The organism is Enterobacter sp. 241F3, assembly GCF_034106785.1.
GTDB classification, from domain to species: Bacteria; Pseudomonadota; Gammaproteobacteria; order Enterobacterales; family Enterobacteriaceae; genus Enterobacter; species Enterobacter vonholyi.
Window position 1 is genome coordinate 29,690 of record NZ_JAWNDD010000008.1, and the last position, 24,908, is coordinate 54,597.

The 24,908-nt window shown below is 56.4% G+C and carries 23 protein-coding genes; 16 read left to right on the forward strand and 7 right to left on the reverse strand.

The genetic code is table 11. The features are described 5' to 3' along the window. Positions 1-5: 5 nt before the first annotated feature. The gene (gene malF, locus UR504_RS18220; RefSeq protein WP_136195996.1) at positions 6-1,550 is read right to left on the reverse strand and encodes a maltose ABC transporter permease MalF; all 1,545 of its coding nucleotides are present in this window, start codon (positions 1,548-1,550) and stop codon (positions 6-8) included. 125 nt (positions 1,551-1,675) lie between these two features. Beyond that, positions 1,676-2,866, reverse strand: a complete 1,191-nt coding sequence (gene malE / locus UR504_RS18225; RefSeq protein WP_045909150.1) for a maltose/maltodextrin ABC transporter substrate-binding protein MalE — start codon at positions 2,864-2,866, stop codon at positions 1,676-1,678. A 370-nt stretch (positions 2,867-3,236) separates the two neighbouring features. Here malE and malK point away from each other — a divergent pair, with 370 nt between their 5' ends. From malK to ubiA, 5 genes are all read left to right on the forward strand, one after another. After that, positions 3,237-4,346 carry a maltose/maltodextrin ABC transporter ATP-binding protein MalK gene (malK, locus tag UR504_RS18230; protein WP_023310005.1) on the forward strand — a complete coding sequence of 370 codons (1,110 nt, stop codon included), beginning with the start codon at positions 3,237-3,239 and terminating at the stop codon, positions 4,344-4,346. A gap of 71 nt (positions 4,347-4,417) precedes the next feature. Then, positions 4,418-5,743, forward strand: coding sequence for a maltoporin (locus tag UR504_RS18235; protein ID WP_047173657.1), 1,326 nt, complete (start codon positions 4,418-4,420; stop codon positions 5,741-5,743). A gap of 111 nt (positions 5,744-5,854) precedes the next feature. Then, positions 5,855-6,814 carry a maltose operon protein MalM gene (gene malM / locus UR504_RS18240; RefSeq protein WP_133295391.1) on the forward strand — a complete coding sequence of 320 codons (960 nt, stop codon included), beginning with the start codon at positions 5,855-5,857 and terminating at the stop codon, positions 6,812-6,814. Positions 6,815-6,994: 180 nt separating this feature from the next. Further along, on the forward strand, positions 6,995-7,492 hold the full coding sequence (ubiC, locus tag UR504_RS18245) for a chorismate lyase (protein ID WP_021242729.1): 498 nt from the start codon (positions 6,995-6,997) through the stop codon (positions 7,490-7,492). A gap of 12 nt (positions 7,493-7,504) precedes the next feature. Further along, positions 7,505-8,374, forward strand: coding sequence for a 4-hydroxybenzoate octaprenyltransferase (ubiA, locus tag UR504_RS18250; protein ID WP_111965826.1), 870 nt, complete (start codon positions 7,505-7,507; stop codon positions 8,372-8,374). An 88-nt stretch (positions 8,375-8,462) separates the two neighbouring features. Here the strand turns inward: ubiA and zntA are convergent, their stop codons facing one another. After that, entirely contained in the window at positions 8,463-10,634 is a 2,172-nt protein-coding gene (zntA, locus tag UR504_RS18255; RefSeq protein ID WP_302237998.1) for a Zn(II)/Cd(II)/Pb(II) translocating P-type ATPase ZntA, read from the reverse strand. A 76-nt stretch (positions 10,635-10,710) separates the two neighbouring features. Then, entirely contained in the window at positions 10,711-11,337 is a 627-nt protein-coding gene (locus UR504_RS18260; protein ID WP_024906687.1) for a lysoplasmalogenase, read from the reverse strand. 129 nt (positions 11,338-11,466) lie between these two features. Between UR504_RS18260 and UR504_RS18265 the strand changes: the two genes are divergently transcribed. Then, on the forward strand, positions 11,467-11,823 hold the full coding sequence (locus UR504_RS18265) for a DUF2500 domain-containing protein (protein WP_115876941.1): 357 nt from the start codon (positions 11,467-11,469) through the stop codon (positions 11,821-11,823). Between the two features lie 60 nt (positions 11,824-11,883). On the opposite strand, the gene UR504_RS18270 is transcribed toward UR504_RS18265, so the two are convergent. Both UR504_RS18270 and rsmD read right to left on the reverse strand, forming a co-directional pair. After that, positions 11,884-12,165, reverse strand: a complete 282-nt coding sequence (locus UR504_RS18270; RefSeq protein ID WP_010436509.1) for a DUF1145 family protein — start codon at positions 12,163-12,165, stop codon at positions 11,884-11,886. Beyond that, on the reverse strand, positions 12,149-12,751 hold the full coding sequence (rsmD, locus tag UR504_RS18275; protein ID WP_023310014.1) for a 16S rRNA (guanine(966)-N(2))-methyltransferase: 603 nt from the start codon (positions 12,749-12,751) through the stop codon (positions 12,149-12,151). The genes UR504_RS18270 and rsmD overlap by 17 nt, the downstream gene beginning before the upstream one ends. A 127-nt stretch (positions 12,752-12,878) precedes the next feature. Between rsmD and ftsY the strand changes: the two genes are divergently transcribed. The 6 genes from ftsY (at position 12,879) to livJ (ending at position 19,864) form a co-directional block, all read left to right on the forward strand. Beyond that, a complete protein-coding gene (gene ftsY / locus UR504_RS18280; protein ID WP_115876939.1) occupies positions 12,879-14,339 on the forward strand; it encodes a signal recognition particle-docking protein FtsY in 1,461 nt (486 codons plus the stop codon). A 2-nt stretch (positions 14,340-14,341) separates the two neighbouring features. Then, positions 14,342-15,007, forward strand: coding sequence for a cell division ATP-binding protein FtsE (gene ftsE / locus UR504_RS18285; protein WP_045402529.1), 666 nt, complete (start codon positions 14,342-14,344; stop codon positions 15,005-15,007). Beyond that, positions 15,000-16,055, forward strand: a complete 1,056-nt coding sequence (ftsX, locus tag UR504_RS18290; protein ID WP_111965831.1) for a permease-like cell division protein FtsX — start codon at positions 15,000-15,002, stop codon at positions 16,053-16,055. Before ftsE ends, ftsX begins: the two co-directional genes overlap by 8 nt. Before the next feature lie 251 nt (positions 16,056-16,306). Further along, positions 16,307-17,164 carry an RNA polymerase sigma factor RpoH gene (rpoH, locus tag UR504_RS18295; protein ID WP_028015143.1) on the forward strand — a complete coding sequence of 286 codons (858 nt, stop codon included), beginning with the start codon at positions 16,307-16,309 and terminating at the stop codon, positions 17,162-17,164. A 136-nt stretch (positions 17,165-17,300) separates the two neighbouring features. Then, a complete protein-coding gene (locus UR504_RS18300; RefSeq protein ID WP_302237989.1) occupies positions 17,301-18,566 on the forward strand; it encodes a 4-aminobutyrate--2-oxoglutarate transaminase in 1,266 nt (421 codons plus the stop codon). 197 nt (positions 18,567-18,763) lie between these two features. Continuing rightward, positions 18,764-19,864 carry a branched chain amino acid ABC transporter substrate-binding protein LivJ gene (livJ, locus tag UR504_RS18305; protein ID WP_143344528.1) on the forward strand — a complete coding sequence of 367 codons (1,101 nt, stop codon included), beginning with the start codon at positions 18,764-18,766 and terminating at the stop codon, positions 19,862-19,864. A 109-nt stretch (positions 19,865-19,973) separates the two neighbouring features. Here livJ and panM read toward each other — a convergent pair whose 3' ends face one another. Then, positions 19,974-20,363, reverse strand: a complete 390-nt coding sequence (gene panM, locus UR504_RS18310; RefSeq protein ID WP_024906695.1) for an aspartate 1-decarboxylase autocleavage activator PanM — start codon at positions 20,361-20,363, stop codon at positions 19,974-19,976. Positions 20,364-20,787: 424 nt separating this feature from the next. On the opposite strand from panM, the gene livK reads away from it, so the two are divergent. Genes livK through livG form a run of 4 tightly spaced genes read left to right on the forward strand, consistent with a single transcriptional unit; the run spans position 20,788 to position 24,908 of the window. Beyond that, complete coding sequence (gene livK / locus UR504_RS18315; protein WP_047653117.1) at positions 20,788-21,897, forward strand: high-affinity branched-chain amino acid ABC transporter substrate-binding protein LivK; 1,110 nt, start codon at positions 20,788-20,790, stop codon at positions 21,895-21,897. Positions 21,898-21,943: 46 nt separating this feature from the next. After that, positions 21,944-22,870, forward strand: coding sequence for a high-affinity branched-chain amino acid ABC transporter permease LivH (gene livH / locus UR504_RS18320; protein WP_013099131.1), 927 nt, complete (start codon positions 21,944-21,946; stop codon positions 22,868-22,870). Continuing rightward, complete coding sequence (gene livM / locus UR504_RS18325) at positions 22,867-24,144, forward strand: branched chain amino acid ABC transporter permease LivM (protein ID WP_048226437.1); 1,278 nt, start codon at positions 22,867-22,869, stop codon at positions 24,142-24,144. The genes livH and livM overlap by 4 nt, the downstream gene beginning before the upstream one ends. Continuing rightward, positions 24,141-24,908 (forward strand): high-affinity branched-chain amino acid ABC transporter ATP-binding protein LivG, encoded by a 768-nt coding sequence (gene livG / locus UR504_RS18330; protein ID WP_024906698.1) that lies wholly within the window; start codon positions 24,141-24,143, stop codon positions 24,906-24,908. Before livM ends, livG begins: the two co-directional genes overlap by 4 nt.

Consider the following 24,908-nt stretch of genomic DNA (forward strand, 5'->3'; position numbering starts at 1 on the left):
CCTCCTTAGTCGAATTTCATACGTGTGGCTTTCAGGTTCACAATCGCCAGTGCGCCTACCAGCAGGAAGATCAGGGTGGCAATCGCTGCCGCCAGACCGAAGTCCTGGCCGCCGCCGCCTTCGAAGGCGATACGGTAGGTGTAGCTCACGAGCAGGTCGGTATAGCCTGCCGGCGTCGTAGTGCCGAGGCGGTCCGGGCCGCCGTTGGTCAACAGCTGAATCAGCACGAAGTTGTTAAAGTTAAAGGCGAAGCTGGCAATCATCAGCGGGGTGAGCGGCTTGATGAGCAGCGGCAGCGTAATCTTAAAGAAGTTCTGGAACGGGCCCGCGCCGTCCATCGCCGAAGCTTCGTACAGGTCATCCGGGATGGCCTTCAGCAGCCCCATGCACAGGATCATCATGTACGGATAGCCCAGCCAGGTGTTCACGATGATGATCATCGAGCGGGCGGTGGTCGGGTCGCTGAACCAGGCCGGTTTGATGCCAAACAGCGCGCTCAGCATCATGTTGATTTCACCGAAGCTCTGGTTAAACAGCCCTTTGAAAATCAGAATCGAGATAAACGACGGCACGGCATACGGCAGAATCAGCAGCACGCGGTAGATCGCTTTGCCCTTCAGGGATTCCCACTGGACCAGACAGGCCAGAACCATGCCCACGGCAACGGTCAGTATCACCGTCAGCACCGAGAAGACCACTGTCCATACAAAGATGGCAAAGAAGGGTTTCTGAATGCCTTCGTCGGTAAATACGCGGGTAAAGTTGTCCCAGCCGATGGTGACTGTGTAGCCCGGGCTGAGCTTGTCATCACCCCATTTGCCGTCGGCAGTAATGGACTGATAGAAACCAATGTCGTTATTCGGACGGTACTTCACGCCGCTCTGGTTGTTGGTCAGCGTGCCGTCATCCGCCAGGGTATAGAGCGGTTGGGTGCCTGAGAACTGGCGCAGCGAGCTCATGGTCACTTTGCTTTCATCTGGCAGCACGGCGGTGAGCTGGGTCAGCGCCTGGCGGTTCTGGGTAATGACGCGCAGGTTGGCACGTTCACCTTCCGGCAGGGCCTCGGCCTCTTTTAAGGCCAGCTTCTGCTCGCCGCCAAATTTGAACGCGTCGGAAACGTAGTATTTGCCGCTTGCTTCGTCAGTAAGCGCTAACTTCCACTCGTTCCCCGCAGGATAGAGGCCGAAGTTAAAGGTCTTACCTGCCTGATATGAGCGATCCAGCAGGACCTGCTGGGCGCGTTCCTGCGCAAGCTGGTTGGTGCTGCTGTAGTTGGTAAACGCAATGGCGATGGTACAAATCAGCGGGAACAGGACAAACAGCCCCATCCCGGCCACGCCCGGGTAGACATAGCGCCAGGCATAGGCTTTACGGTTGGCGAAAATATACAGGCCAGCAGAGCTTAAAATCAGCGTCATGATGGCGAACAGATATTCCCCTTGTACGTACATTAAAACAACAAGGTAACCCACCAGCAGACACAGCAGACCTATCGCTGACCACTTCAGCGCGTCGCTTTGCCACCAGCGTTTCTTTTTAATGACATCCATGGGGTTTTTCCTCTACAACGTTTGATCTTTTCTCCCTCTCCTGGGGGAGAGGGCCGGGGTGAGGGCGTGCGAATAGCGACGACCCTCACCCTAACCCTCTCCCAAAGGGAGAGGGGACTACGTCATTACTTAGTAATACGACCCTGAGCATCTTTCAGCGCGGCATCAACGGTCTGGCGACCGCTTGCAGCGTTGATGACCGCGGTACGGGTGGCGTACCAGAACGCAGCCATCTGTGGGATGTTCGGCATGATTTCGCCTTTCTGGGCGTTATCCATGGTAGCCGCGATACGTGGGTCTTTCGCCAGCTGATCCTGGAAGGATTTCAGCGCAACGGCGCCCAGCGGTTTGTCCTTGTTCACTTCATCCAGACCCTGATCGGTCAGCAGGTAGTTTTCCAGGAACTCTTTCGCCAGCTCTTTGTTCGGGCTGGCGGCGTTGATACCCGCGCTCAGCACGCCAACGAACGGTTTAGACGGCTTGCCTTTGAAGGTTGGCAGCAGCGTCACGCCGTAGTTGATTTTGCTCTTGTCGATGTTGGTCCAGGCCCACGGACCGTTGATGGTCATCGCGGTTTCGCCTTTGTTGAACGCCGCTTCCGCGATGGAGTAATCGGTATCCGCGTTCATGTGTTTGTTCTTGATCAGGTCAACCAGGAAGGTCAGGCCCGCTTTCGCACCTGCGCTGTCGACGCCCACGTCTTTTACGTCGTATTTGCCGTTTTCAAACTTGAACGCGTAACCGCCGTCGGCAGCAATCAGCGGCCAGGTGAAGTACGGCTCTTGCAGGTTGAACATCAGGGCAGATTTACCTTTCGCCTTCAGCTCTTTATCCAGTTTCGGGATCTCTTCCCAGGTTTTCGGCGGGTTAGGGACCAGGTCTTTGTTATAAATCAGAGACAGGGCTTCAACCGCGACAGGATAAGCGATCAGCTTGCCGTTATAGCGAACAGCGTCCCAGGTGAACGGGAACAGTTTGTCCTGGAAAGCTTTGTCCGGGGTGACTTCAGCCAGCAGGCCAGACTGCGCGTAACCACCGAAACGGTCATGCGCCCAGAAGATGATGTCCGGGCCGTCGCCGGTTGCCGCAACCTGCGGGAATTTCTCTTCCAGTTTGTCCGGGTGTTCTACGGTAACTTTGATGCCGGTGTCTTTCTCGAATTTTTTGCCCACTTCGGCCAGGCCGTTATAGCCTTTGTCGCCGTTAATCCAGATAACCAGTTTGCCTTCTTCAATTTTGGCGAGCGCCGGTGCGGAAATCATCATTGCTGCGAGGGCGGACAATGCGAAAACGCGTGCGCCAGTCTTGATATTCATAGCTGCCATCCTTTTTGGTGATGTCTCATGGTATGACTTCAGTGGTTCAACGTGTCTCAGTCTCCTTATTTGACATCCTCTTTCCATCCTCCCAACCCCTACGCCCCGCCCCCCGTTTGTGTGATCTCCGTTGCATAAATTTAAGTTATGAGTGCTGGCGCACATAAAAACCCACCGAATTTTGCAGGCGGCTTCACGAATTTTGCCTCAGCCCTCCCACGGCGGTCGCAGAGCCTGCTCTCTCATCCTCCCGCCTCCTCCCCCATAAAAAAGGCGGGGGGTGGAGGATTCGGGAAAGTAATGGATACCCCATAGTGAACTTATCTTGAATGTTTCTGTCGGTGACAGGTTGTAACGAAGGGAGAAGGGCATGGCGAGCGTACAGCTGCGTAATGTAACGAAAGCCTGGGGTGACGTTGTGGTGTCCAAAGACATCAATCTGGACATCAACGAAGGCGAATTCGTGGTGTTTGTTGGCCCATCAGGCTGTGGTAAATCTACTCTGCTGCGTATGATTGCCGGTCTTGAAACCATCACCAGCGGCGACCTGCTGATTGGTGATACCCGAATGAATGACATCCCGCCTGCCGAACGTGGCGTAGGCATGGTGTTCCAGTCTTATGCACTCTATCCCCATCTTTCCGTTGCCGAGAACATGTCCTTTGGCCTGAAGCTGGCCGGCGCGAAGAAAGAGGTCATTAACCAGCGCGTGACGCAGGTAGCTGAAGTATTACAGCTGGCGCACCTGTTGGAGCGTAAGCCGAAAGCGCTTTCCGGCGGTCAGCGTCAGCGCGTGGCGATTGGCCGTACCCTGGTCGCCGAGCCGCGCGTCTTCCTGCTCGACGAACCGCTTTCCAACCTGGATGCCGCCCTGCGCGTCCAGATGCGTATCGAAATCTCCCGTCTGCACAAGCGTCTTGGCCGCACGATGATTTACGTCACCCACGATCAGGTCGAAGCGATGACCCTCGCCGACAAAATCGTGGTGCTGGATGCCGGTCGCGTGGCGCAGGTGGGTAAACCGCTGGAGCTGTATCACTACCCGGCAGACCGCTTTGTTGCGGGCTTCATTGGCTCGCCAAAGATGAACTTCCTGCCCGTCAAAGTGACCGCGACAGCCATTGAACAGGTACAGGTGGAGCTGCCAAACCGCCAGCAGGTCTGGCTGCCGGTCGACAGCGCCAACGTACAGGTCGGGGCAAACATGTCCCTCGGTATTCGTCCTGAGCATCTGCTGCCGAGCCACATCGCTGATGTGACCCTGGAAGGTGACGTTCAGGTCGTCGAACAGCTTGGTCACGAAACACAGATTCATATCCAGATCCCCGCCATCCGTCAGAACCTGGTCTACCGCCAGAATGACGTGGTGTTGGTAGAAGAGGGTGCCACATTCGCTATCGGCTTGCCGCCAGAGCGTTGCCATCTGTTCCGTGAGGATGGCACTGCATGTCGTCGGTTGCATAAAGAGCCAGGCGTTTAAGCAATCCCAAAAGAAAACACGAAACCGACAGGTGAAGTGTTCAAAGAAAAGCAATGATCTCAGGAGATAGAATGATGATTACTCTGCGCAAACAAGTCCCTCTGGCAATCGCCATTGCGGCAGGCATCCTGTCTGCCCAGGCGGGTGCTGTAGATTTTAAAGGTTATGCTCGTTCTGGCATCGGCTGGACCGGGAGTGGTGGTGAACAACAATGTTTCCAGACCACCGGTGCGGATTCTAAATATCGTCTTGGTAACGAGTGTGAAACCTATGCGGAAGTTAAATTAGGCCAGGAAGTGTGGAAAGAAGCGGACAAGAGCTTCTATTTCGATTCCAACATCGCCTATAAAACTGCTCAGCTTAACGACTGGGAAGACAGTAACACGCCAGCAGTGCGTGAGTTTAACGTCGTAGGTAAAAACCTGATTGATTCACTGCCAGGGGCAAATATTTGGGCAGGTAAGCGTTTCTATCAACGTCATGACGTTCACATGATCGACTTCTACTACTGGGATATTTCTGGTCCTGGTGCAGGTCTGGAAAACGTTGATGTCGGTATAGGTAAACTCTCTCTCGCAGCAACTCGTTCTTCTGAATCCGGCGGCTCCTCGGCTTTTGGCGATCGCGATCCGAATACCGGTCTGCGTACCTATAACAACAAAGTGCCAAACGACGTGTTTGATGCGCGTTTAGCCGGTATGGAAATTAACCCGGGCGGTACTCTGGAACTGGGTGTTGACTACGGCCATACCAACATTCCTGACGATTACTACCTGCAGCCTGGTGCATCGAAAGATGGCTGGATGTTCACTGCAGAACACACCCAGAGCATGATGAAAGGCTTCAACAAGTTTGTGGTGCAGTACGCCACCGACTCCATGATTTCTCAGGGTAAAGGTCAGGCGCGTGGGGGTGCTGTTGATAATGACGGCAGCCTGATCCGTATCCTCGACCACGGTGCGATCACGCTGGCGGATAAATGGGACCTGATGTACGTCGGTATGTATCAGGATATCGATCGTGACAACAATCAAGGTACCACCTGGTACACCGTGGGCGTGCGTCCAATGTACAAATGGACGCCTATCATGAGCACCTTGCTGGAAGTGGGATATGACAACGTCAAATCTCAGCAAACCGGCGATCGTAACGACCAATACAAAATCACTCTGGCACAACAGTGGCAGGCGGGTGACAGCATCTGGTCCCGTCCAGCGATTCGCGTGTTTGCTACCTACGCCAAGTGGGATGAGAAATGGGGTTACGTGAAGACCGACTCTGAGGGTAACTTCTCTTCCACTGCTGCAAGCAACAGCACCGTAACTCCGTTCGGTACGACCAGCCGTGGTGACAGCGACGAGTGGACCTTCGGTGCTCAGATGGAAATCTGGTGGTAATTTTAGACGTTAATGTATTTAAAAGAGGGGCTTAGGCCCCTCTAACTCATAACGCATTTCTCGGAAAGTATGCGCTATTGCCTGGCTACCATGCTTTCGAATAATGAGGTCATAACGATGAAAAAAAGTCTCTTAGCACTCTGTCTGACGGCGGGCATGTTTGCTGCATTACCAGCAGTGAGCTTGGCTGATGTCAATATCGTTCCGCAGAACACGACTGCTGCGCCTGCGATCCCCTCTGCCACACTGCAAAGTCTGAACTGGGTGCCCGTGAATGTGGCACAAACCCAGACCATCGAGTTGGGGAATACAGGACAGACCCTGAATGTACCGGGAATTTCAGGACCGGTTGCTGCATGGAGTGTCCCTGCAAATGTGGGTGAGTTAACGTTAACGCTTGTCAGTGAAGCCGACAAAACACCCTCTGTATTTGCACCAAACGTGTTAGTGCTTGATCAAAACATGTCGCCTTCAGCTTTTTTCCCAAGCAGTTATTTTACCTATCAGAAACCCGGCGTCATGTCGGCTGACCGCCTTGAGGGCATCCTGAAACTGACACCCGCTTTAGGCCAGCAAAAGATTTATATCCTCGCGTTTACTACGCCCGAAGATCTGCAGCGCACCACCAAAATGATTGATCCGGCAAAATCCTATGCTCAGGGGGCGGGTAACGCTATTCCTGATATTCCTGATCCAGTCGCACGCCACGTGACGAACGGTACGCTAAAACTCAAAGTTCAAACAAACACCAGCTCCAGTATTCTGGTCGGTCCGTTATTCGGATCCTCTGGCCCTGCTGCTGTCACCGTTGGCAACACTGCGGCACCAGCACCTGCCTATACCGCACCCGCTGCCACGGCAGCCGCACCGGTAGCGACTGCAGCGCCTGCCCCGGCGAAGAAAGCCGAGCCGGTACTGAACGACACCGAAGAGTACTTCAACAACGCCATTAAGCAGGCGGTGAAGCGCGGCGATGTCGATAAAGCGCTGAAGCTGCTTGATGAAGCCGAACGTTTAGGTTCAACCACTGCCCGTTCCACCTTTATCAGCAGTGTAAAAGGCAAGGGGTAACCGTTTCCCCACAGTGCTGATTTGTTAGTAGTTTGGTGCGCCTGAGTGGGCGCACTTTTTTTCGTATCGGCCAGGCTGTTGCGCCCATGTTGCGATCGTGATCGTTAAATAACGTTTGGCCCCCCTCAATCCGTGTTTCTGCGATACAATGCCATTACGTTATGTATCGGAGAGTCTGGCATGTCACACCCTGCGCTAACGCAACTGCGTGCGCTGCGCTATTTCGACCAAATACCTGCGCTTGATCCGCAGCAGCTGGACTGGTTGCTGCTGGAAGATTCCATGACGAAACGTTTTGAGCAGCAGGGTAAAACGGTCACGGTGACCCTGATTCAGGAAGGGTTTGTCTCTGGCGATGAGATCGCCAACGAGCTGCCGCTGCTGCCGCACGAGCCACGTTACTGGCTGCGCGAAATTTTGCTCTGTGCCGATGGCGAACCGTGGCTTGCCGGACGGACGGTAGTGCCCGAGTCCACCCTTTCCGGGCCAGAGCTGGCGCTGCAACGTCTGGGGAAAACGCCTCTGGGGCGTTACCTTTTCACCTCGTCTGAGCTTACCCGTGATTTTATTGAGATTGGTCGTGATGCTGAACTGTGGGGGCGTCGTTCCCGCCTTCGCCTGAGCGGTAAACCGTTAATACTGACGGAGCTTTTTTTACCGGCATCACCGTTGTACTAAGAGGAAGAAAAAATGGAGTGGAGCCTGACGCAGAATAAGCTGTTGGCGTATCACCGCTTAATGCGTACCGATAAACCCATTGGCGCGTTGCTGCTGCTGTGGCCGACCCTCTGGGCGCTGTGGCTTGCCACGCCGGGCGTGCCGCCGCTGTGGATCCTGGGCGTGTTCGTTGCCGGCGTCTGGCTGATGCGCGCGGCGGGCTGCGTGGTGAATGACTATGCCGATCGTAAATTCGACGGTCATGTTAAGCGTACTGCCGGTCGTCCGTTACCCAGCGGGCAGGTCACCGGGAAAGAAGCCCGCGTGCTGTTTATTGTTCTGGTGCTGCTCTCTTTCCTGCTGGTGTTAACCCTGAACACCATGACCATTTTGCTTTCCGTTGCGGCGCTGGCCCTGGCCTGGGTTTATCCGTTTATGAAGCGCTATACCCACCTGCCTCAGGTGGTGCTGGGCGCGGCGTTTGGCTGGTCGATTCCGATGGCGTTTGCGGCGGTTAGTGAGTCCTTACCGCTCAGCTGCTGGCTGATGTTCCTGGCGAACATTCTCTGGGCGGTGGCTTACGACACGCAATATGCAATGGTAGACCGCGACGATGACCTGAAAATCGGCATCAAATCCACCGCCATCCTCTTTGGTCGTCACGACAAGCTGATAATCGGTATCCTGCAGGTCGCGGTATTGGCGCTGATGGTGGCGATTGGCCGCCTGAACGGGCTGAACTGGGAGTTTTACTGGTCAGTGCTGGTGGCGGGGCTGCTGTTTGCTTATCAGCAGAAGCTGATTGCGAAGCGTGAACGTGACGCCTGCTTCAAGGCGTTTATGAACAATAACTACGTCGGTCTGGTGCTGTTTTTAGGCCTGGCGATGAGCTATTTCTTATAAAAAAGTCGGGTGGCGGCTTCGTCTTACCCGATCCACGATCTGGCAGGACATATAGGCCCGGTAAGCGTTAGCGCCACCGGGCGTTTTTTTACCGGCGACGCAGCAGCCGAAGCGCGTTCGCCGTCACCAGCACCGTTGCCCCGGTATCCGCCAGCACCGCCAGCCACAGTCCGGTCATGCCGAGCAGGGTCGTCACCAGGAAAATCCCCTTCAGCCCGAGCGCGATGCCGATGTTCTGACGAATATTGGCCCGCGTCGCGCGCGCAAGATCGATCATCTGGGCCAGCCCGGTCAGGCGGTTGTGGGTCAGCGCCGCGTCGGCGGTCTCCAGCGCCACGTCAGTACCGCTACCCATCGCAATACCAATGGTGGACGCTTTCATCGCCGGGGCATCGTTAATCCCGTCACCGACCATCGCCAGCGGAGCCTGAGCGTTCAGTTCCGTCACCGCGCTGACCTTATCCGCAGGCAGCAATCCGGCTTTAAACGCCAGCCCCAGCTCACCGGCAATCGCTGCCGCCGCGCGAGGGTTATCACCGGTGAGAATCACGCCCTTCACGCCCAGCTGACGCAGCGCCGCCACGGCCTCTTTTGCGTCATCGCGCAGGGTGTCGCGTAGCGCCAGCATCCCTTTTGCGGTGCCGTCCTGCATGACGGTCACGACAGTCTGTCCGGTCTGTTCTAACGTCTCCACCTCTGGAGTAGAAGACTTACCCGCCGCGACAATCAGCACCTTTTTACCGTCAACGGTGGCCTCAATCCCTGACCCTACCAGCGCCCGCTGGGCGGTTGCCGGAGGTATGTTTAGTCCGCGCGACTGCGCTTCACGCACAATCGCCTGCGCCAGCGGATGGGTGGAGCCCTGTTCAACGGCGGCGGCCAGGGTCAGCAGTTCATCCTCACTGATATCCTGCGGATACACGCCGGTCACCTGCGGCTTGCCCACGGTCAGCGTACCGGTTTTATCAAAGGCGATATGCTGGACCTGGCTGAGCTGCTCCAGCGCCGCGCCGCCCTTAATCAGCGCCCCGCGACGCGCCGCAGCCGCCAGCCCGGACGTAATCGCCGCCGGGGTGGAAATCACCAGCGCGCACGGGCAGCCGATCAGAAGCAGCGTCAGCCCTTTATAAATCCAGCCCTCCCACGGCGCGCCAAAGAACAGCGGTGGGACGACGGTAACCAGCAGGGCCACCAGCATAATGGCGGGCGTGTAGATCCGGCTGAAGCGGTCGATAAAGCGTTCGACCGGCGCGCGGCGCTCCTCAGCCTCTTCAATCAGCTTCAGGATACGGTCGATGGCGCTGTCGCCTGGCTCGGAAAGCACGGTGAGCTGTGCCAGACGGTCGACGCTGGTGGCGCCTGCAGGCACTTTTTCACCCGCCTCACGTTCAACCGGAATGGACTCGCCGGTCAGGGCGCTTTCATCAAAGCTTGCGGTGGCGGTAAGCAGCGCGCCGTCTGCAGGCAGGCGTCCGCCTGCCGCGACTTCTATCACGTCGCCCGGACGCAGCGTAGTGATGGCGACCGTTTCACGCGTACCGTTTACCACGCGAATGGCGGTTTCCGGCTTCAGCGCCATCAGCGCGCTGACCCCTTTACGCGCCCGGCTCGCCGCCCAGCCCTCAAGACGTTCGCCGATTAAGAACAGCAGCAGCACCATCGCCGCTTCTGCCGTCGCGCCAATGAACAGCGCGCCGATGGCCGCCACGCTCATCAGCGTTTCGATGGCAAACCAGCTGCCGCTTTTCATCAGGCGCAGCGCCTGACGGGCAATCGGGAACAGACCGACCAGGGTGGTGGCGATAAACGCCAGATTGCCGAACGGGTGGTTAATCTGCTCCAGACCCCAGCTCAGGGACATCATGATGATGAGGGTAATGAGCGGCAGGTTTTCTTTCAGGGAGGAGACTTTTTCAACGGGCGCCGTTTCGCTGCGCAGGGTATAACCCGCCTTGCTGACGGCGGCTTCAACCTGCTTGCTGACGTCGTTATCGGCGCTAACCAGCAGCTTTTCGGTGGCGAACAGCACCTGAACGTGACTCACGCCCGGCACCTGTTTGACGGCGTTTTCCACTTTGCGCGCGCAGGCGGCGCAGTCCATGCCGTTGACGACCCAGCTGTAGCGGTTGCCGCTTTCAGGAAGGGGTTGAGTTTGCGTTTCGCAGGCGCCTTCGCAGCAGCAGTCGTCTTTCGACGGAACCGGGCTGAGCTTAAGTGCCGAGAATTGAGGAACTTTTTTAGGTATTTCTGGAGTCGACATGGCAGTCTCCGGCAATGATAATTTTCTCATTAACCGCAGCATACACTCTGGAGTCGACTCCAGAGTCAAGCGCTATTTAGATATACAGCGAACGCACAATAAGGAAATGCCCGGCAAAGTAACAGGCGGCGGCAATCGCGTTATCCGCCCGGAAGCGGCGGCGATAGTGGCTGCCCAGCCAGACGACGTTCCCGATCAGCAGCAGTGCGGCGCCGAAGAACGCTGACATCGCCGGAGCGGTCGGACGAAAGAACCACAGTTCACCTGCCAGCCATACCATTACCAGCGTCATGGCGATAAACGTACAAACCGGCAAACGCATCTCTTCCAGACGCGACCAGATCACCGCGATTAGCAGGGCGCCAATCACCAGCAGGACCAGCGGCAGCGGCCAGAAGAAAGAGAGCGTCATCTGGCTGGCGAAGTAGATGGTATACAGCAGATGCGACAGGAAAAATGCCCCTACGGCATAAAGCAGGCGCTGGCGCGGCAGCAGGGTCAGGGCATCGCCAATCAGAGAGGCGCACAGCCCGGCGAGCACCAGATAGCTGACGGCGTTAAACATTGGCGCTTGCCAGGCCAGCAGCAGCAGGAGCAACAGCGTGACCGGTTTAAACAACCAGCGCTGCCAGGTGGGACCACGGTACGACGCATCGACATAAAGCCATGCGGAAAAACAGACAGCGATAAATGACCAAAGCATATTAACTCCCTGTATCTGTTAAGCCTGAATAATCAGTTTCTGATCCAGTGTAGTGACGCGGGCGGGCGTTTGGCAATGGTGGGGAAGGCAAGGTATCCTGAATTCCGCATAATCTGATGGGATTTTTCAATGAGCAAGATGCCGCTTTTTTTCATTATCGTGGTGGCGATTATCGTCATTGCCGCCTCGTTTCGTTTCGTGCAGCAGCGCCGCGAGAAGGCGGATAACGATGCCGCACCGCTGATGCAAAAGCGCGTGGTGGTGACGAACAAACGCGAAAAACCGCTCAATGACCGCCGCTCGCGCCAGCAGCAGGTGACGCCTGCAGGAACCAGCATGCGCTATGAAGCGAGCTTTAAGCCGGAAACGGGCGGCCTTGAGATGACCTTCCGCCTGGAGGCGCAACAGTACCACCAGCTGACGGTGGGAGAGAAAGGAACGCTGAGTTACAAAGGGTCGAGGTTTGAAGATTTTAGGGCTGAGTAATGCGCGATCGTTTCCCTCTCCCTGTGGGAGAGGGTTAGGGTGAGGGCATCAGGCCGCACCTTACTTCTTCACCTGCGCCTTAAACTTCTTCATCCACACCAGCAGCTCAAACACGCCGAAAATAAAGACGCGCAGCTGCTGCCAGCCCGTCATCTGCGGGCCGTCTTTCGGCAGGCCGTTTTTCAGCATCACCATCTGAAGGGCGTGCATAAACGACGTGAAAATCAGCGCCACGTTAACGAAAATGTTCATCGGGCGCGGGAACGGGTGCACCAGATTCAGAATCAAGAACGCCCAGACGCCCAGCATCAGCAAGCGTCCCAGGTTAATCAGTACCGGCATCGGATCCTCCTTGTGCCTGACGGTGATAAAGACGATAAGCAACCTGACCTGCCACTTTTTCACGGTGCAGATCCCAGTGGGCGGGAACCGGCGGTAAACCGTTTTCCACTTCGCTTTCAACATAAATTAGCGCGTCATCCGCCAGCCAGCCGTTTTGCTCCAGCAGGGATAACGTCTCTTCAAGCAGCCCCTTGCGGAACGGCGGGTCGACAAACACCACGTTATGCGGCGTGCCCTTTTGCGCGAGGAAGCTCAGCGTGTTGGTGTTCACCACTTTGGCGTTGCTCGCCTTCAGCGTCGCCAGATTTTGCTGCAGCGTCTGCGCAACGCCGCGCTCCATCTCCAGCAGCGTGGCGCTGGCGGCATAGCGCGACAGCGCTTCCAGCCCGAGGGCGCCGCTTCCGGCGAAGCAGTCCAGGCAGTGGGCGTCTACCATAGACGGAGCCAGCCAGTTAAACAGCGTCTCGCGCACGCGGTCGGTAGTTGGGCGTAAACCGGGGCTGTCCGGCACCGGTAATTTCCGGCCTCGCCACTGACCGCCGATAATACGAATTTGACCGGCCGGGGCGCGGTTGGGTTTCTTCATCTCAGGAAAGCTCTGTTAACAATTGGCCTGCGATTGCGGGCGGTGATGTCAATTAAGTAAAGTGTTAGACTATTTCATCATTTTTTTAGCTTCCATGTATATAGCGCCGCGAGGAGTGTAGTCGCAGATGGCAAAACAAAAAAAACGTGGCTTCTTTTCCTGGCTGGGCTTCGGTGAAAAAGAGCAAGAAACAGAACAGAAAACCGAAGAGCAACAAGCCGTTGAAGAGCAGTCACAGCCTGAAACGCCTGTAGAAACCGCCGCGGTTGTCGAAGCGGAAGAAACGGCGCACAGCAAAGAAGAGATTGAAACCTTTGCTGAAGAGGTGGTTGAGATCACTGAACAGGTTCAGGAGAGCGAGAAGCCAGAACCGGTTGTCGTCGAAGCCGTTACCGAAGCGCCACAGGCCGCTATCGAACACGAAGAGCTTCCGCTGCCGGAAGAGGTCAAAGACGAAGCGGTGTCTGCCGAAGAGTGGCAGGCCGAAGCGGAAACCGTTGAAATCGTTGAGGCGGTGGAAGAAGAAGCGACGCTTGAGCCAGAGCTGACCGACGAAGAGCTGGAAGCCCAGGCGCTGGCGGCGGAGGCAGCTGAAGAAGCGGTCATCGTTGTGCCGGTAGAAGAGCAGGCCGAAGACGAGATCGTTCAGGAGCAGGAAAAACCGACCAAAGAAGGTTTCTTCGCGCGCCTGAAGCGCAGCCTGCTTAAAACTAAAGAAAACTTAGGTTCCGGATTTATCAGTCTGTTCCGCGGCAAAAAGATCGACGACGATCTGTTTGAAGAGCTGGAAGAACAGCTGCTGATTGCTGACGTTGGGGTAGAAACTACCCGTAAGATCATCGCCAATCTGACCGAAGGGGCGAGCCGCAAACAGCTGCGCGACGCCGAAGCGCTGTACGGTCTGCTGAAAGACGAGATGGGTGAAATTCTCGCAAAAGTTGACGAACCGCTTAATATTGAAGGCAAAACGCCATTTGTTATTCTGATGGTCGGCGTGAACGGCGTGGGTAAAACCACCACCATCGGCAAGCTGGCGCGCCAGTTCGAGCAGCAGGGCAAATCGGTGATGCTGGCGGCGGGCGATACCTTCCGTGCAGCGGCGGTTGAGCAGCTGCAGGTGTGGGGCCAGCGCAACAACATTCCGGTGATTGCCCAGCATACCGGCGCGGATTCCGCGTCCGTGATCTTTGACGCCATCCAGGCGGCGAAGGCGCGCAACGTGGACGTGCTGATTGCCGATACCGCAGGGCGTTTGCAGAACAAATCGCACCTGATGGAAGAATTGAAGAAAATCGTTCGCGTCATGAAGAAGCTGGACGAAGACGCACCGCATGAAATTATGCTGACCATTGATGCCAGCACCGGACAGAACGCCATCAGCCAGGCAAAACTGTTCCATGAAGCGGTAGGACTGACGGGGATCACGCTGACCAAACTGGACGGCACCGCGAAAGGCGGGGTGATTTTCTCCGTGGCTGACCAGTTCGGCATTCCTATCCGTTATATCGGTGTGGGCGAGCGTATTGAGGATTTACGTCCGTTTAAGGCGGACGACTTTATTGAGGCATTATTTGCCCGAGAGGACTAACAATGATTCGCTTTGAACACGTCAGCAAGGCCTATCTCGGTGGGAGACAAGCGCTGCAGGGGGTCACATTCCACCTGCAGCCGGGCGAGATGGCATTCCTGACCGGCCATTCCGGCGCGGGGAAAAGTACCCTGCTCAAGCTTATCTGTGGGATCGAGCGGCCAAGCGCCGGGAAGATCTTTTTCAGCGGCCATGAGATCAGCCGCCTGAAAAACCGTGAGGTGCCGTTCCTGCGTCGCCAGATCGGTATGATTTTCCAGGATCACCACCTGCTGATGGATCGCACCGTTTTCGATAACGTGGCCATTCCGCTGATTATTGCCGGCGCCAGCTATGACGATATCCGCCGCCGCGTCTCTGCGGCGCTGGATAAGGTCGGGCTACTGGACAAAGCGAAGAACTTCCCGATCCAGCTCTCCGGCGGTGAACAGCAGCGTGTGGGTATCGCCCGCGCGGTGGTGAACAAGCCTGCGGTGCTGCTGGCGGATGAACCGACCGGTAACCTGGACGATGCTCTGTCAGAAGGGATTTTGCGTCTGTTTGAGGAATTTAACCGCGTAGGGGTCACCGTATTGATGGCGACGCACGACATCGGGCTGATTTCCCGTCGTTCGTACCGCATGCTGACCCTGAGCGACGGTCATTTGCACGGAGGCCACGGTGAATAAGCGTGATGCAATAAACCAGATTCGGCAGTTCGGGAACCGGTTTGACCGTTTCCGTAAGCCGCAGGGCGGGGGTGACGGCAATCGTAATGCGCCGAAGCGCCAGAAGGCCGCGCCAAAACCGGCCTCCCGTAAAACCAACGTGTTTAACGAGCAGGTGCGCTACGCGTTCCACGGCGCGCTGCAGGACCTGAAAAGCAAACCGCTGGCGACGTTCCTGACGGTGATGGTGATTGCCATTTCTCTGACGCTTCCAAGCGTCTGCTATATGGTCTATAAAAACGTCAACCAGGCGGCCTCACAGTATTATCCGTCCCCGCAGATCACGGTCTATCTGGATAAAGCGCTCGACGATAACGCGGCGGCCCAGGTGGTTGGGCAAATTCAGGCCGAGCAGGGCGTGGAGAAGGTCAACTATCTCTCACGTGAAGACGCGCTGGGCGAGTTCCGTAACTGGTCTGGCTTTGGCGGCGCGCTGGATATGCTTGAAGAGAACCCGCTGCCCGCCGTGGCGGTGGTGATCCCGAAGCTGGATTTCCAGGGGACCGAGTCGCTTAACACCCTGCGCGATCGCATCACGCGCATTAAGGGCATTGATGAAGTGCGCATGGATGACAGCTGGTTTGCGCGCCTTTCTGCTCTCACCGGGCTGGTAGGCCGCGTCGCGGCGATGATTGGCGTGCTGATGGTGGCGGCGGTCTTCCTCGTCATCGGCAACAGCGTGCGCCTGAGCATCTTTGCCCGTCGCGATACCATCAACGTGCAGAAACTGATTGGTGCGACGGATGGCTTCATCCTCCGACCGTTCCTTTACGGTGGCGCACTGCTCGGTTTTTCCGGCGCATTTCTTTCACTGATATTGTCAGAAATTTTGGTGATGCGGCTTTCCTCTGCCGTGACTGAAGTGGCGCAGGTTTTCGGAACGAAGTTTGATATCAGTGGCTTAGGGTTCGATGAGTGCCTGTTACTGCTGCTGGTGTGTTCGATGATTGGGTGGGTGGCAGCGTGGCTGGCAACCGTTCAACATTTACGTCACTTTACTCCCGACTAATAAAAGCGTGATATAATCTTTCCCTGCACCGAGATGTTCGCTCTGCAGGGAAAGCGTCCCTGTTGTCTCTTCCCCTGTTATCATCTCCATGTCACATTTTGTGCGTAATTTATTCACCGTTGCACTTGGAACTTGTGGATAAAATCACTGTCTGATAAAAGAGTGAATGCTAATCTCGTTGCTCAAACGCTTTGGCATGGTTGTTGCCTGACGGGGACAGCCTGGACCAGAAGAAATACTGAGAGGAATGAATGACCAAAGAAATGCAAACTTTAGCTTTAGCCCCTGTTGGTAACCTGGAATCTTATATCCGGGCTGCGAACACCTGGCCGATGTTAACGGCCGAGGAAGAAAAGGAGCTTGCTGAAAAGCTGCATTACCAGGGCGATCTGGAAGCAGCGAAAAAGCTGATCCTGTCTCACCTGCGCTTTGTTGTTCACATTGCTCGTAATTATGCGGGCTATGGCCTGCCGCAGGCGGACTTGATTCAGGAAGGTAACATCGGCCTGATGAAGGCTGTGCGTCGCTTTAACCCGGAAGTGGGTGTGCGACTCGTCTCCTTCGCCGTACACTGGATCAAGGCAGAAATTCATGAATACGTGCTGCGCAACTGGCGTATCGTGAAAGTCGCCACGACAAAAGCGCAACGTAAACTGTTCTTCAACCTGCGTAAAACCAAGCAGCGTCTGGGCTGGTTCAATCAGGACGAAGTGGAAATGGTGGCGCGCGAGCTGGGCGTATCCAGCAAAGACGTGCGTGAGATGGAATCCCGTATGGCCGCGCAGGACATGACCTTTGATATGTCCTCCGACGATGACGCCTCCGACAGCCAGCCAATGGCGCCGGTTCTGTATCTGCAGGATAAAACCTCTAATTTTGCTGACGGCATCGAAGAGGACAACTGGGAAGATCAGGCCGCGAACAAGCTGACCCATGCGATGGAAGGCCTCGACGAACGTAGCCAGGATATTATCCGCGCCCGCTGGCTGGACGAAGACAACAAGTCCACGCTGCAGGAGCTGGCCGACCGCTACGGCGTCTCTGCAGAACGTGTGCGTCAGCTTGAAAAGAACGCCATGAAAAAACTTCGCGCCGCTATCGAAGCGTAATTTTCGCGAAGTACACCGAGAACCCTCGAATGCAAATTCGGGGGTTTTGTTTTTTTAGCGCCCGCTCTGGCTAATTTCCTCCCCCTGGCAAACACTTACTGATGCGCTAAGCAGGCGACTTTCTCAGGGGGACAGGGTGAAAAATAACGAACTGAACGACCGGCGTTTACAGGCGACGCCGCGCGGCATCGGCGTGATGTGTAACTTCTATGCCGATAAAGCCGAAAACGCCACGGTGTGGGACGTGGAAGGAAATGAGTATATCGACTTCGCCGCTGGGATCGCGGTGCTGAATACCGGCCATCGCCATCCCAAAGTCATTTCCGCCATCGAAAAACAACTCCACGCGTTTACCCACACGGCCTACCAGATTGTGCCGTACGAAGGCTACGTGGCGCTTGCCGAGCGTATCAACGCACGCGTGCCCGTAGAAGGTCCTGCCAAAACGGCGTTCTTCTCGACGGGGGCTGAGGCGGTCGAAAACGCGGTCAAAATTGCGCGCGCCTATACCAAACGTCCTGGCCTTATCACCTTCGGCGGCGCGTTCCACGGCCGCACCTTTATGACCATGGCGCTGACCGGCAAAGTTGCGCCGTACAAGCTCGGCTTCGGACCCTTCCCCGGCTCGGTTTATCACGCGCAGTATCCGAATGAACTGCACGGCGTCAGCACCGCTGAGGCGTTGAAAAGCCTGGAACGTATCTTTAAAGCGGATATTGCTCCTGACCAGGTCGCGGCGATTATTCTCGAACCGGTTCAGGGGGAGGGAGGCTTCAACATTGCGCCTGCTGATTTTATGCAGGCTCTTCGCGCCCTGTGCGATACCCACGGTATTTTGCTGATTGCCGACGAGGTGCAAAGCGGCTTCGCCCGCACCGGCAAGCTTTTCTCGATGGAACACCACTGCGTGAAGCCGGACCTGATCACCATGGCAAAAAGCCTGGCGGGCGGGATGCCGCTCTCGGCGGTATCGGGCCGTGCCGACGTGATGGACGCGCCTGCGCCGGGCGGGCTGGGCGGCACCTACGCGGGTAATCCGCTGGCGATTGCCGCAGCGCACGCGGTGCTGGACGTGATTGACGAGGAAGATCTCTGCACGCGCTCGGCGCATCTCGGCCATCACCTGGTGGAAGTGCTCAACAAAGCCAAGGAACACTGCCCGTATATCGCTGACATTCGCGGGCAGGGCTCGATGGTGGCGGTAGAGTTTAACGACCCGCAAACGGGCCAGCCTTCGCCGGAATTTACCCGCCAGGTGCAGGAACGTGCGTTGAACCAAGGGCTGCTTCTGCTGAGCTGCGGCGTCTACGGCAACGTCATTCGTTTCCTCTATCCGCTGACTATCCCTGAAGCGCAGTTCCGTAAAGCGCTGGACATTATCTCCGCGTCGCTGACACGTTAAAGCCACATGCCCGGCGGTAAATCCTGCCGGGCTTATCATATATTCATTTCAAATTAGCTATTCCAAAATCATAAAAATCGGGTATGTTTTAGCAGAGTATGCTGAAAAAGCGCGGACAGCACACCTATAACTGACATAAAGCGCTGCACAACAACATCACAACAATCGTAATAACCATAATAATGGGGAATCTCAGGATGAACATGAAGGGTAAAGCGTTACTGGCAGGATGTATCGCGTTGGCATTCAGCACCATGGCACAGGCAGACATCAAGGTGGCTGTGGTTGGCGCGATGTCCGGTCCGGTAGCACAGTACGGCGACCAGGAATTTACCGGCGCTGAACAGGCGGTTGCAGACATTAATGCTAAGGGCGGTATCAAAGGCGAAAAACTGCAGATCGTAAAATATGATGATGCCTGTGACCCGAAACAAGCGGTCGCGGTCGCGAACAAAGTGGTGAACGACGGGATCAAATACGTTATCGGTCACCTGTGCTCTTCCTCTACTCAGCCCGCGTCTGACATCTACGAAGACGAAGGTATTCTGATGATCACCCCGGCAGCGACCGCACCGGAGCTGACTGCGCGTGGCTACAAGCTGACCCTGCGCACCACCGGCCTGGACTCAGACCAGGGCCCAACCGCGGCGAAATACATCGTTGAAAAAGTGAAGCCGAAGCGCATTGCTATCGTTCATGACAAGCAGCAGTACGGTGAAGGTCTGGCGCGTTCAGTGCAGGACAACCTCAAGAAAGCCAATGCCGACGTGGTGTTCTTCGACGGGATCACCGCCGGTGAGAAAGACTTCTCCACCCTGGTTGCGCGTCTGAAGAAAGAGAATATCGACTTTGTTTACTACGGCGGCTACCACCCGGAAATGGGCCAGATCCTGCGTCAGGCGCGCGCTGCGGGCCTGAAAACCCAGTTTATGGGCCCGGAAGGCGTGGCGAACGTTTCTCTGTCTAACATTGCGGGTGAATCAGCCGAAGGTCTGCTGGTGACCAAACCGAAGAACTACGACCAGGTCCCTGCGAACAAACCTATCGTAGATGCCATCAAGGCGAAGAAACAGGATCCAAGCGGCGCGTTCGTCTGGACCACCTACGCGGCGCTGCAGTCTCTGCAGGCAGGTCTGAACCAGTCAGCCGATCCGGCTGAAATTGCCACCTGGCTGAAAGCGAATACGGTTCAGACCGTTATGGGGCCACTCTCCTGGGACGAGAAGGGCGACCTGAAGGGCTTCGAGTTCGGCGTGTTTGACTGGCATGCTAACGGGACTGCTACTGACGCCAAATAAACGCAAATGGCAACCGTAAGGTTGCCATTTTAGTGTTTGCACCCTCTCCCCGTGGGAGAGGGCCTGGGTGAGGGCTTCAGGCCGCACCGCACGCATCACCCCGCACAATTCACCCCAAACGCTTCTCCCAACCGCTCTCCTGCGCCGTAAAGCCTAACGCCTGCATAAACGCCGCCATCACGCCACGGTCTTCCACGCCGACGTCAGCCATCCACCATGAGGTCACGCTTGGGTTTTCGCGGATCACTTCTTCAATTAAATACTGTCCCACGCCGCGACGACGGGTGACGTCACGAACGCGCAGTGAGTCCAGCGCTCCTTCTGTACCGCTCAGGGTGACGCGAACCGCAGCCAGCAGGCGCTCGTTAAAACGCGCGGCATAAATGCGGTGGGTCTCATCAACGCGCAGCGACGAAGGGGAATATTCCGGCCAGATCTTGCCCAGGTCGATATGATCCTGGTCGCTAAAGGTCACCAGACGCACGATAGTCAGTTTCATTAGCTACTTGTCCAAATCAAATTGAGTAGAGGCAGTGTACTCAATTTATTCACTCAGCGGCTTCCTCTTTTTATTCTCATTAACCAGGTGATTAGTTTTTTGGCAACGCGATGGGCAGTTTGAAAACACATGGATCGAAAAATAAGCAGAATTTTAACCTGAATGGTAGTGATTTATTCGGCGCTTTGTACCGTTATTTTATGCTGCAAACTGCACTTTTATTTGTTTATCTCTGCCTGATTTCAGAATATTATCTTTGCTTAATCGCCTGAAAAATAGAGATTTTAGTCTGGTTTTTGACAAAAACCTGCGCTAAACCATTAAAGGCACTGGTAAAAATAGCGTTGTTCATTAAAAGTACAGAATGCTTTTTAACCATAATAAAACAAAATATAAACACGACATCACGAATGGGGATTCAGAGATGAAAAGGAACGCGAAGACGTTAATCGCGGGGATGGTCGCACTGTCGATCTCGCATGCCGCCATGGCGGAGGACATTAAAGTTGCGGTAGTGGGCGCGATGTCCGGCCCTGTTGCCCAGTGGGGTGATATGGAGTTCAACGGTGCGCGCCAGGCCATCAAAGACATCAACGCTAAGGGCGGCATCAAAGGCGACAAGCTGGTGGGCGTAGAATATGACGACGCCTGCGATCCGAAACAGGCCGTCGCGGTCGCCAACAAAATCGTTAACGACGGCATCCAGTATGTGATCGGCCACCTGTGCTCGTCGTCCACCCAGCCCGCTTCTGATATCTACGAAGACGAAGGCATTCTGATGATCACCCCTGGCGCCACTAACCCTGAGCTGACCCAGCGCGGATACCAGCACATCATGCGTACCGCGGGGCTGGACTCCTCTCAGGGGCCAACCGCCGCCAAATACATCCTTGAAACCGTCAAGCCGCAGCGTATCGCCATTATTCATGACAAGCAGCAGTACGGCGAAGGCCTGGCGCGCTCCGTTCAGGACGGCCTGAAAAAAGGCGGCGCAAACATCGTCTTTTTCGACGGGATTACCGCCGGTGAGAAAGACTTTTCCGCGCTGATCGCCCGCCTGCAAAAAGAGAATATCGACTTTGTTTACTACGGCGGCTACTACCCGGAGATGGGCCAGATGCTGCGTCAGGCGCGCGCCACCGGTCTGAAGACCCAGTTTATGGGGCCAGAGGGCGTGGGCAATGCCTCTCTGTCAAACATCGCCGGGGATTCTGCTGAAGGCATGCTGGTGACGATGCCAAAACGCTATGACCAGGATCCGGCCAACAAGGCTATCGTGGATGCGCTCAAGGCGCAGAAGAAAGATCCGAGTGGTCCGTACGTCTGGATCACCTACGCCGCCGTACAGTCTCTGGCCACCGCGCTGGAACGCTCCGGCAGCAAAGAACCGCTGGATCTGGTGAAAGATTTAAAAGCACACGGGGCGAACACCGTGATTGGGCCGCTGAACTGGGATGAGAAAGGCGATCTGAAGGGATTTGAGTTTGGTGTCTTTAAGTGGCACGCCGACGGTTCATCTTCGGCCGCCAAATAATTATCCCACCGCCCGGACTGACGGGCGGGTATAAAAAGGTTTGCATATGTCCGAGCAGTTTCTCTATTTCCTGCAGCAGATGTTTAACGGCGTTACGCTGGGAAGCACCTACGCGCTGATCGCCATCGGCTATACGATGGTTTACGGCATTATCGGCATGATCAACTTCGCCCACGGCGAGGTCTACATGATCGGTAGCTATGTCTCCTTTATGATTATTGCTGCCCTTATGATGATGGGCATCGACAGCAGCTGGCTGCTGGTCGCCGCCGGGTTTGTTGGCGCGATTGTGATTGCCAGCGCCTACGGCTGGAGCATCGAGCGCGTGGCCTACCGGCCGGTGCGCAGCTCCAAGCGTCTGATTGCGTTGATTTCCGCGATCGGGATGTCGATCTTCCTGCAAAACTACGTCAGCCTGACCGAAGGCTCGCGCGACGTGGCGCTGCCAAGCCTGTTTAACGGCCAGTGGATTGTGGGGGCCAGTGAAAACTTCTCGGCCTCTATCACCACCATGCAGCTGGTTATCTGGGTCGTGACCTTTATTGCGATGCTGGCCCTGACGCTGTTCATCCGCTACTCGCGGATGGGACGCGCCTGCCGCGCCTGCGCAGAAGACCTGAAGATGGCGAGCCTGCTCGGCATCAACACCGACCGCGTGATTGCCCTGACCTTCGTGATTGGCGCCGCGATGGCGGCCGTCGCAGGCGTGCTGCTCGGCCAGTTCTACGGCGTGATCAACCCGTACATCGGCTTTATGGCCGGGATGAAAGCGTTTACCGCGGCGGTTCTGGGCGGTATCGGCAGTATTCCGGGGGCGATGATCGGCGGCCTGATCCTGGGTGTGGCGGAAGCGCTCTCCTCGGCGTATCTGAGCACTGAGTATAAAGATGTGGTGTCGTTTGCCCTGCTGATTCTGGTTCTGCTGGTGATGCCTACCGGTATTCTGGGCCGTCCGGAGGTAGAGAAAGTATGAAACCGATGCATTTTGCAATGGCGCTGCTCTCTGCCGCCATGTTCTTCGTGCTGGCGGGCGTCTTTATGGGCGTCCAGTTAGGTCTGGACGGGACGAAGCTGGTGGTAGACGCCGCCCCCGACATCCGCTGGCAGTGGGTATTTATCGGCACTGCCGTGGTGTTCCTGTTCCAGCTGCTGCGTCCGCTGTTCCAGAAGTCGCTGAAAAACGTCTCCGGGCCGAAATTCGTTCTGCCGGCCATCGACGGGTCAACCGTTAAGCAGAAGCTGTTCCTCGTGGCGCTGCTGGTGGCCGCCGTGGCGTGGCCGTTTGTGGTCTCTCGTGGAACCGTAGATATCGCTACCCTGACCATGATCTACGTGATTCTTGGTCTTGGTCTGAATGTGGTGGTGGGGCTATCTGGCCTGCTGGTGCTTGGCTACGGCGGCTTCTACGCCATCGGCGCCTACACCTTCGCGCTGCTGAACCACTATTACGGCCTCGGCTTCTGGACCTGTCTGCCGCTGGCGGGGCTGGTCTCCGCCGCAGCCGGTTTCCTGCTTGGCTTCCCGGTGCTGCGCCTGCGCGGTGACTACCTGGCGATCGTGACCTTAGGCTTCGGTGAAATCGTCCGTATCCTGCTGCTGAACAACACCGAAGTGACCGGCGGCCCGAACGGCATCAGCCAGATCCCGAAACCGACCTTCTTCGGTCTGGAGTTCAGCCGTACCGCCCGCGAAGGCGGCTGGGATACCTTCAGTAACTTCTTCGGCGTGAAGTATGACCCGTCCGACCGCGTGATCTGGCTCTATCTGGTAGCGCTGCTGCTGGTGGTGATCACCCTGTTCGTGATTAACCGCCTGCTGCGCATGCCGCTGGGCCGCGCGTGGGAAGCACTGCGCGAGGATGAGATCGCCTGCCGTTCCCTGGGCCTGAACCCGACACGCATCAAGCTGACCGCGTTCACCATCAGCGCCGCGTTTGCCGGTTTCGCCGGGACGCTGTTTGCCGCGCGTCAGGGCTTCGTCAGCCCGGAATCGTTCACCTTTGCCGAATCCGCTTTTGTGCTGGCGATTGTGGTGCTCGGCGGGATGGGCTCGCAGTTCGCCGTTATCCTCGCGGCCATCCTGCTGGTGGTTTCGCGCGAGCTGATGCGTGACTTTAACGAATACAGCATGTTAATGCTGGGTGGTTTGATGGTGCTGATGATGATCTGGCGTCCGCAGGGCTTGCTGCCGATGACCCGTCCACAGCTGAAGCTGAAGAACGGGCAAGCGAAAGGAGAGCAGGCATGAGTCAGCCATTATTATCCGTTAACGGTCTGATGATGCGTTTTGGCGGCCTGCTGGCGGTCAACAATGTGTCACTGGATCTGCACAAGAAAGAGATTGTCTCCCTGATTGGCCCGAACGGCGCGGGGAAAACCACCGTCTTTAACTGCCTGACCGGCTTCTACAAGCCGACGGGCGGCACCATCATGCTGCGCGACAAGCACCTTGAAGGGCTGCCGGGCCAGCAGATTGCCCGCATGGGCGTGGTGCGTACCTTCCAGCACGTGCGTCTGTTCCGCGAGATGACGGTGATTGAGAACCTGCTGGTTGCGCAGCATCAGCAGCTGAAAACCGGGCTGTTCTCCGGTCTGCTGAAAACCCCGGCCTTCCGCCGCGCCCAGGATGAAGCGCTCGATCGCGCCGCCACCTGGCTCGACCGAATTGGCCTGCTGCAGCACGCCAACCGTCAGGCGAGCAACCTGGCCTACGGCGACCAGCGTCGTCTGGAGATTGTGCGCTGCATGGTCACCCAGCCGGAAATCCTGATGCTCGACGAACCGGCGGCGGGCCTCAACCCGAAAGAGACCAAAGAGCTGGACGAGCTGATTGCCGAGCTGCGCGATCACCACGACACCACCATTCTGCTGATTGAGCACGACATGAAGCTGGTAATGGGCATTTCCGACCGTATCTACGTGGTTAACCAGGGTACGCCGCTGGCAAACGGCACGCCGGAAGAGATCCGCAACAACCCGGACGTGATCCGCGCATACCTGGGTGAGGCATAA

Coding starts and splice junctions, on each gene's coding strand:
- UR504_RS18235 (WP_047173657.1), top strand. CDS start 4,418: ATGATGATTACTCTGCGCAAACAAGTCCCTCTGGCAATCGCCATTGCG.
- livM (WP_048226437.1), top strand. CDS start 22,867: ATGAAACCGATGCATTTTGCAATGGCGCTGCTCTCTGCCGCCATGTTC.
- livH (WP_013099131.1), top strand. CDS start 21,944: ATGTCCGAGCAGTTTCTCTATTTCCTGCAGCAGATGTTTAACGGCGTT.
- UR504_RS18270 (WP_010436509.1), bottom strand. CDS start 12,165: ATGCCGGTACTGATTAACCTGGGACGCTTGCTGATGCTGGGCGTCTGG.
- malE (WP_045909150.1), bottom strand. CDS start 2,866: ATGAATATCAAGACTGGCGCACGCGTTTTCGCATTGTCCGCCCTCGCA.
- UR504_RS18265 (WP_115876941.1), top strand. CDS start 11,467: ATGAGCAAGATGCCGCTTTTTTTCATTATCGTGGTGGCGATTATCGTC.
- ubiC (WP_021242729.1), top strand. CDS start 6,995: ATGTCACACCCTGCGCTAACGCAACTGCGTGCGCTGCGCTATTTCGAC.
- ftsE (WP_045402529.1), top strand. CDS start 14,342: ATGATTCGCTTTGAACACGTCAGCAAGGCCTATCTCGGTGGGAGACAA.
- livJ (WP_143344528.1), top strand. CDS start 18,764: ATGAACATGAAGGGTAAAGCGTTACTGGCAGGATGTATCGCGTTGGCA.
- zntA (WP_302237998.1), bottom strand. CDS start 10,634: ATGTCGACTCCAGAAATACCTAAAAAAGTTCCTCAATTCTCGGCACTT.
- rpoH (WP_028015143.1), top strand. CDS start 16,307: ATGACCAAAGAAATGCAAACTTTAGCTTTAGCCCCTGTTGGTAACCTG.
- malF (WP_136195996.1), bottom strand. CDS start 1,550: ATGGATGTCATTAAAAAGAAACGCTGGTGGCAAAGCGACGCGCTGAAG.
- ftsY (WP_115876939.1), top strand. CDS start 12,879: ATGGCAAAACAAAAAAAACGTGGCTTCTTTTCCTGGCTGGGCTTCGGT.
- panM (WP_024906695.1), bottom strand. CDS start 20,363: ATGAAACTGACTATCGTGCGTCTGGTGACCTTTAGCGACCAGGATCAT.
- livG (WP_024906698.1), top strand. CDS start 24,141: ATGAGTCAGCCATTATTATCCGTTAACGGTCTGATGATGCGTTTTGGC.
- rsmD (WP_023310014.1), bottom strand. CDS start 12,751: ATGAAGAAACCCAACCGCGCCCCGGCCGGTCAAATTCGTATTATCGGC.
- UR504_RS18260 (WP_024906687.1), bottom strand. CDS start 11,337: ATGCTTTGGTCATTTATCGCTGTCTGTTTTTCCGCATGGCTTTATGTC.
- livK (WP_047653117.1), top strand. CDS start 20,788: ATGAAAAGGAACGCGAAGACGTTAATCGCGGGGATGGTCGCACTGTCG.
- ubiA (WP_111965826.1), top strand. CDS start 7,505: ATGGAGTGGAGCCTGACGCAGAATAAGCTGTTGGCGTATCACCGCTTA.
- malK (WP_023310005.1), top strand. CDS start 3,237: ATGGCGAGCGTACAGCTGCGTAATGTAACGAAAGCCTGGGGTGACGTT.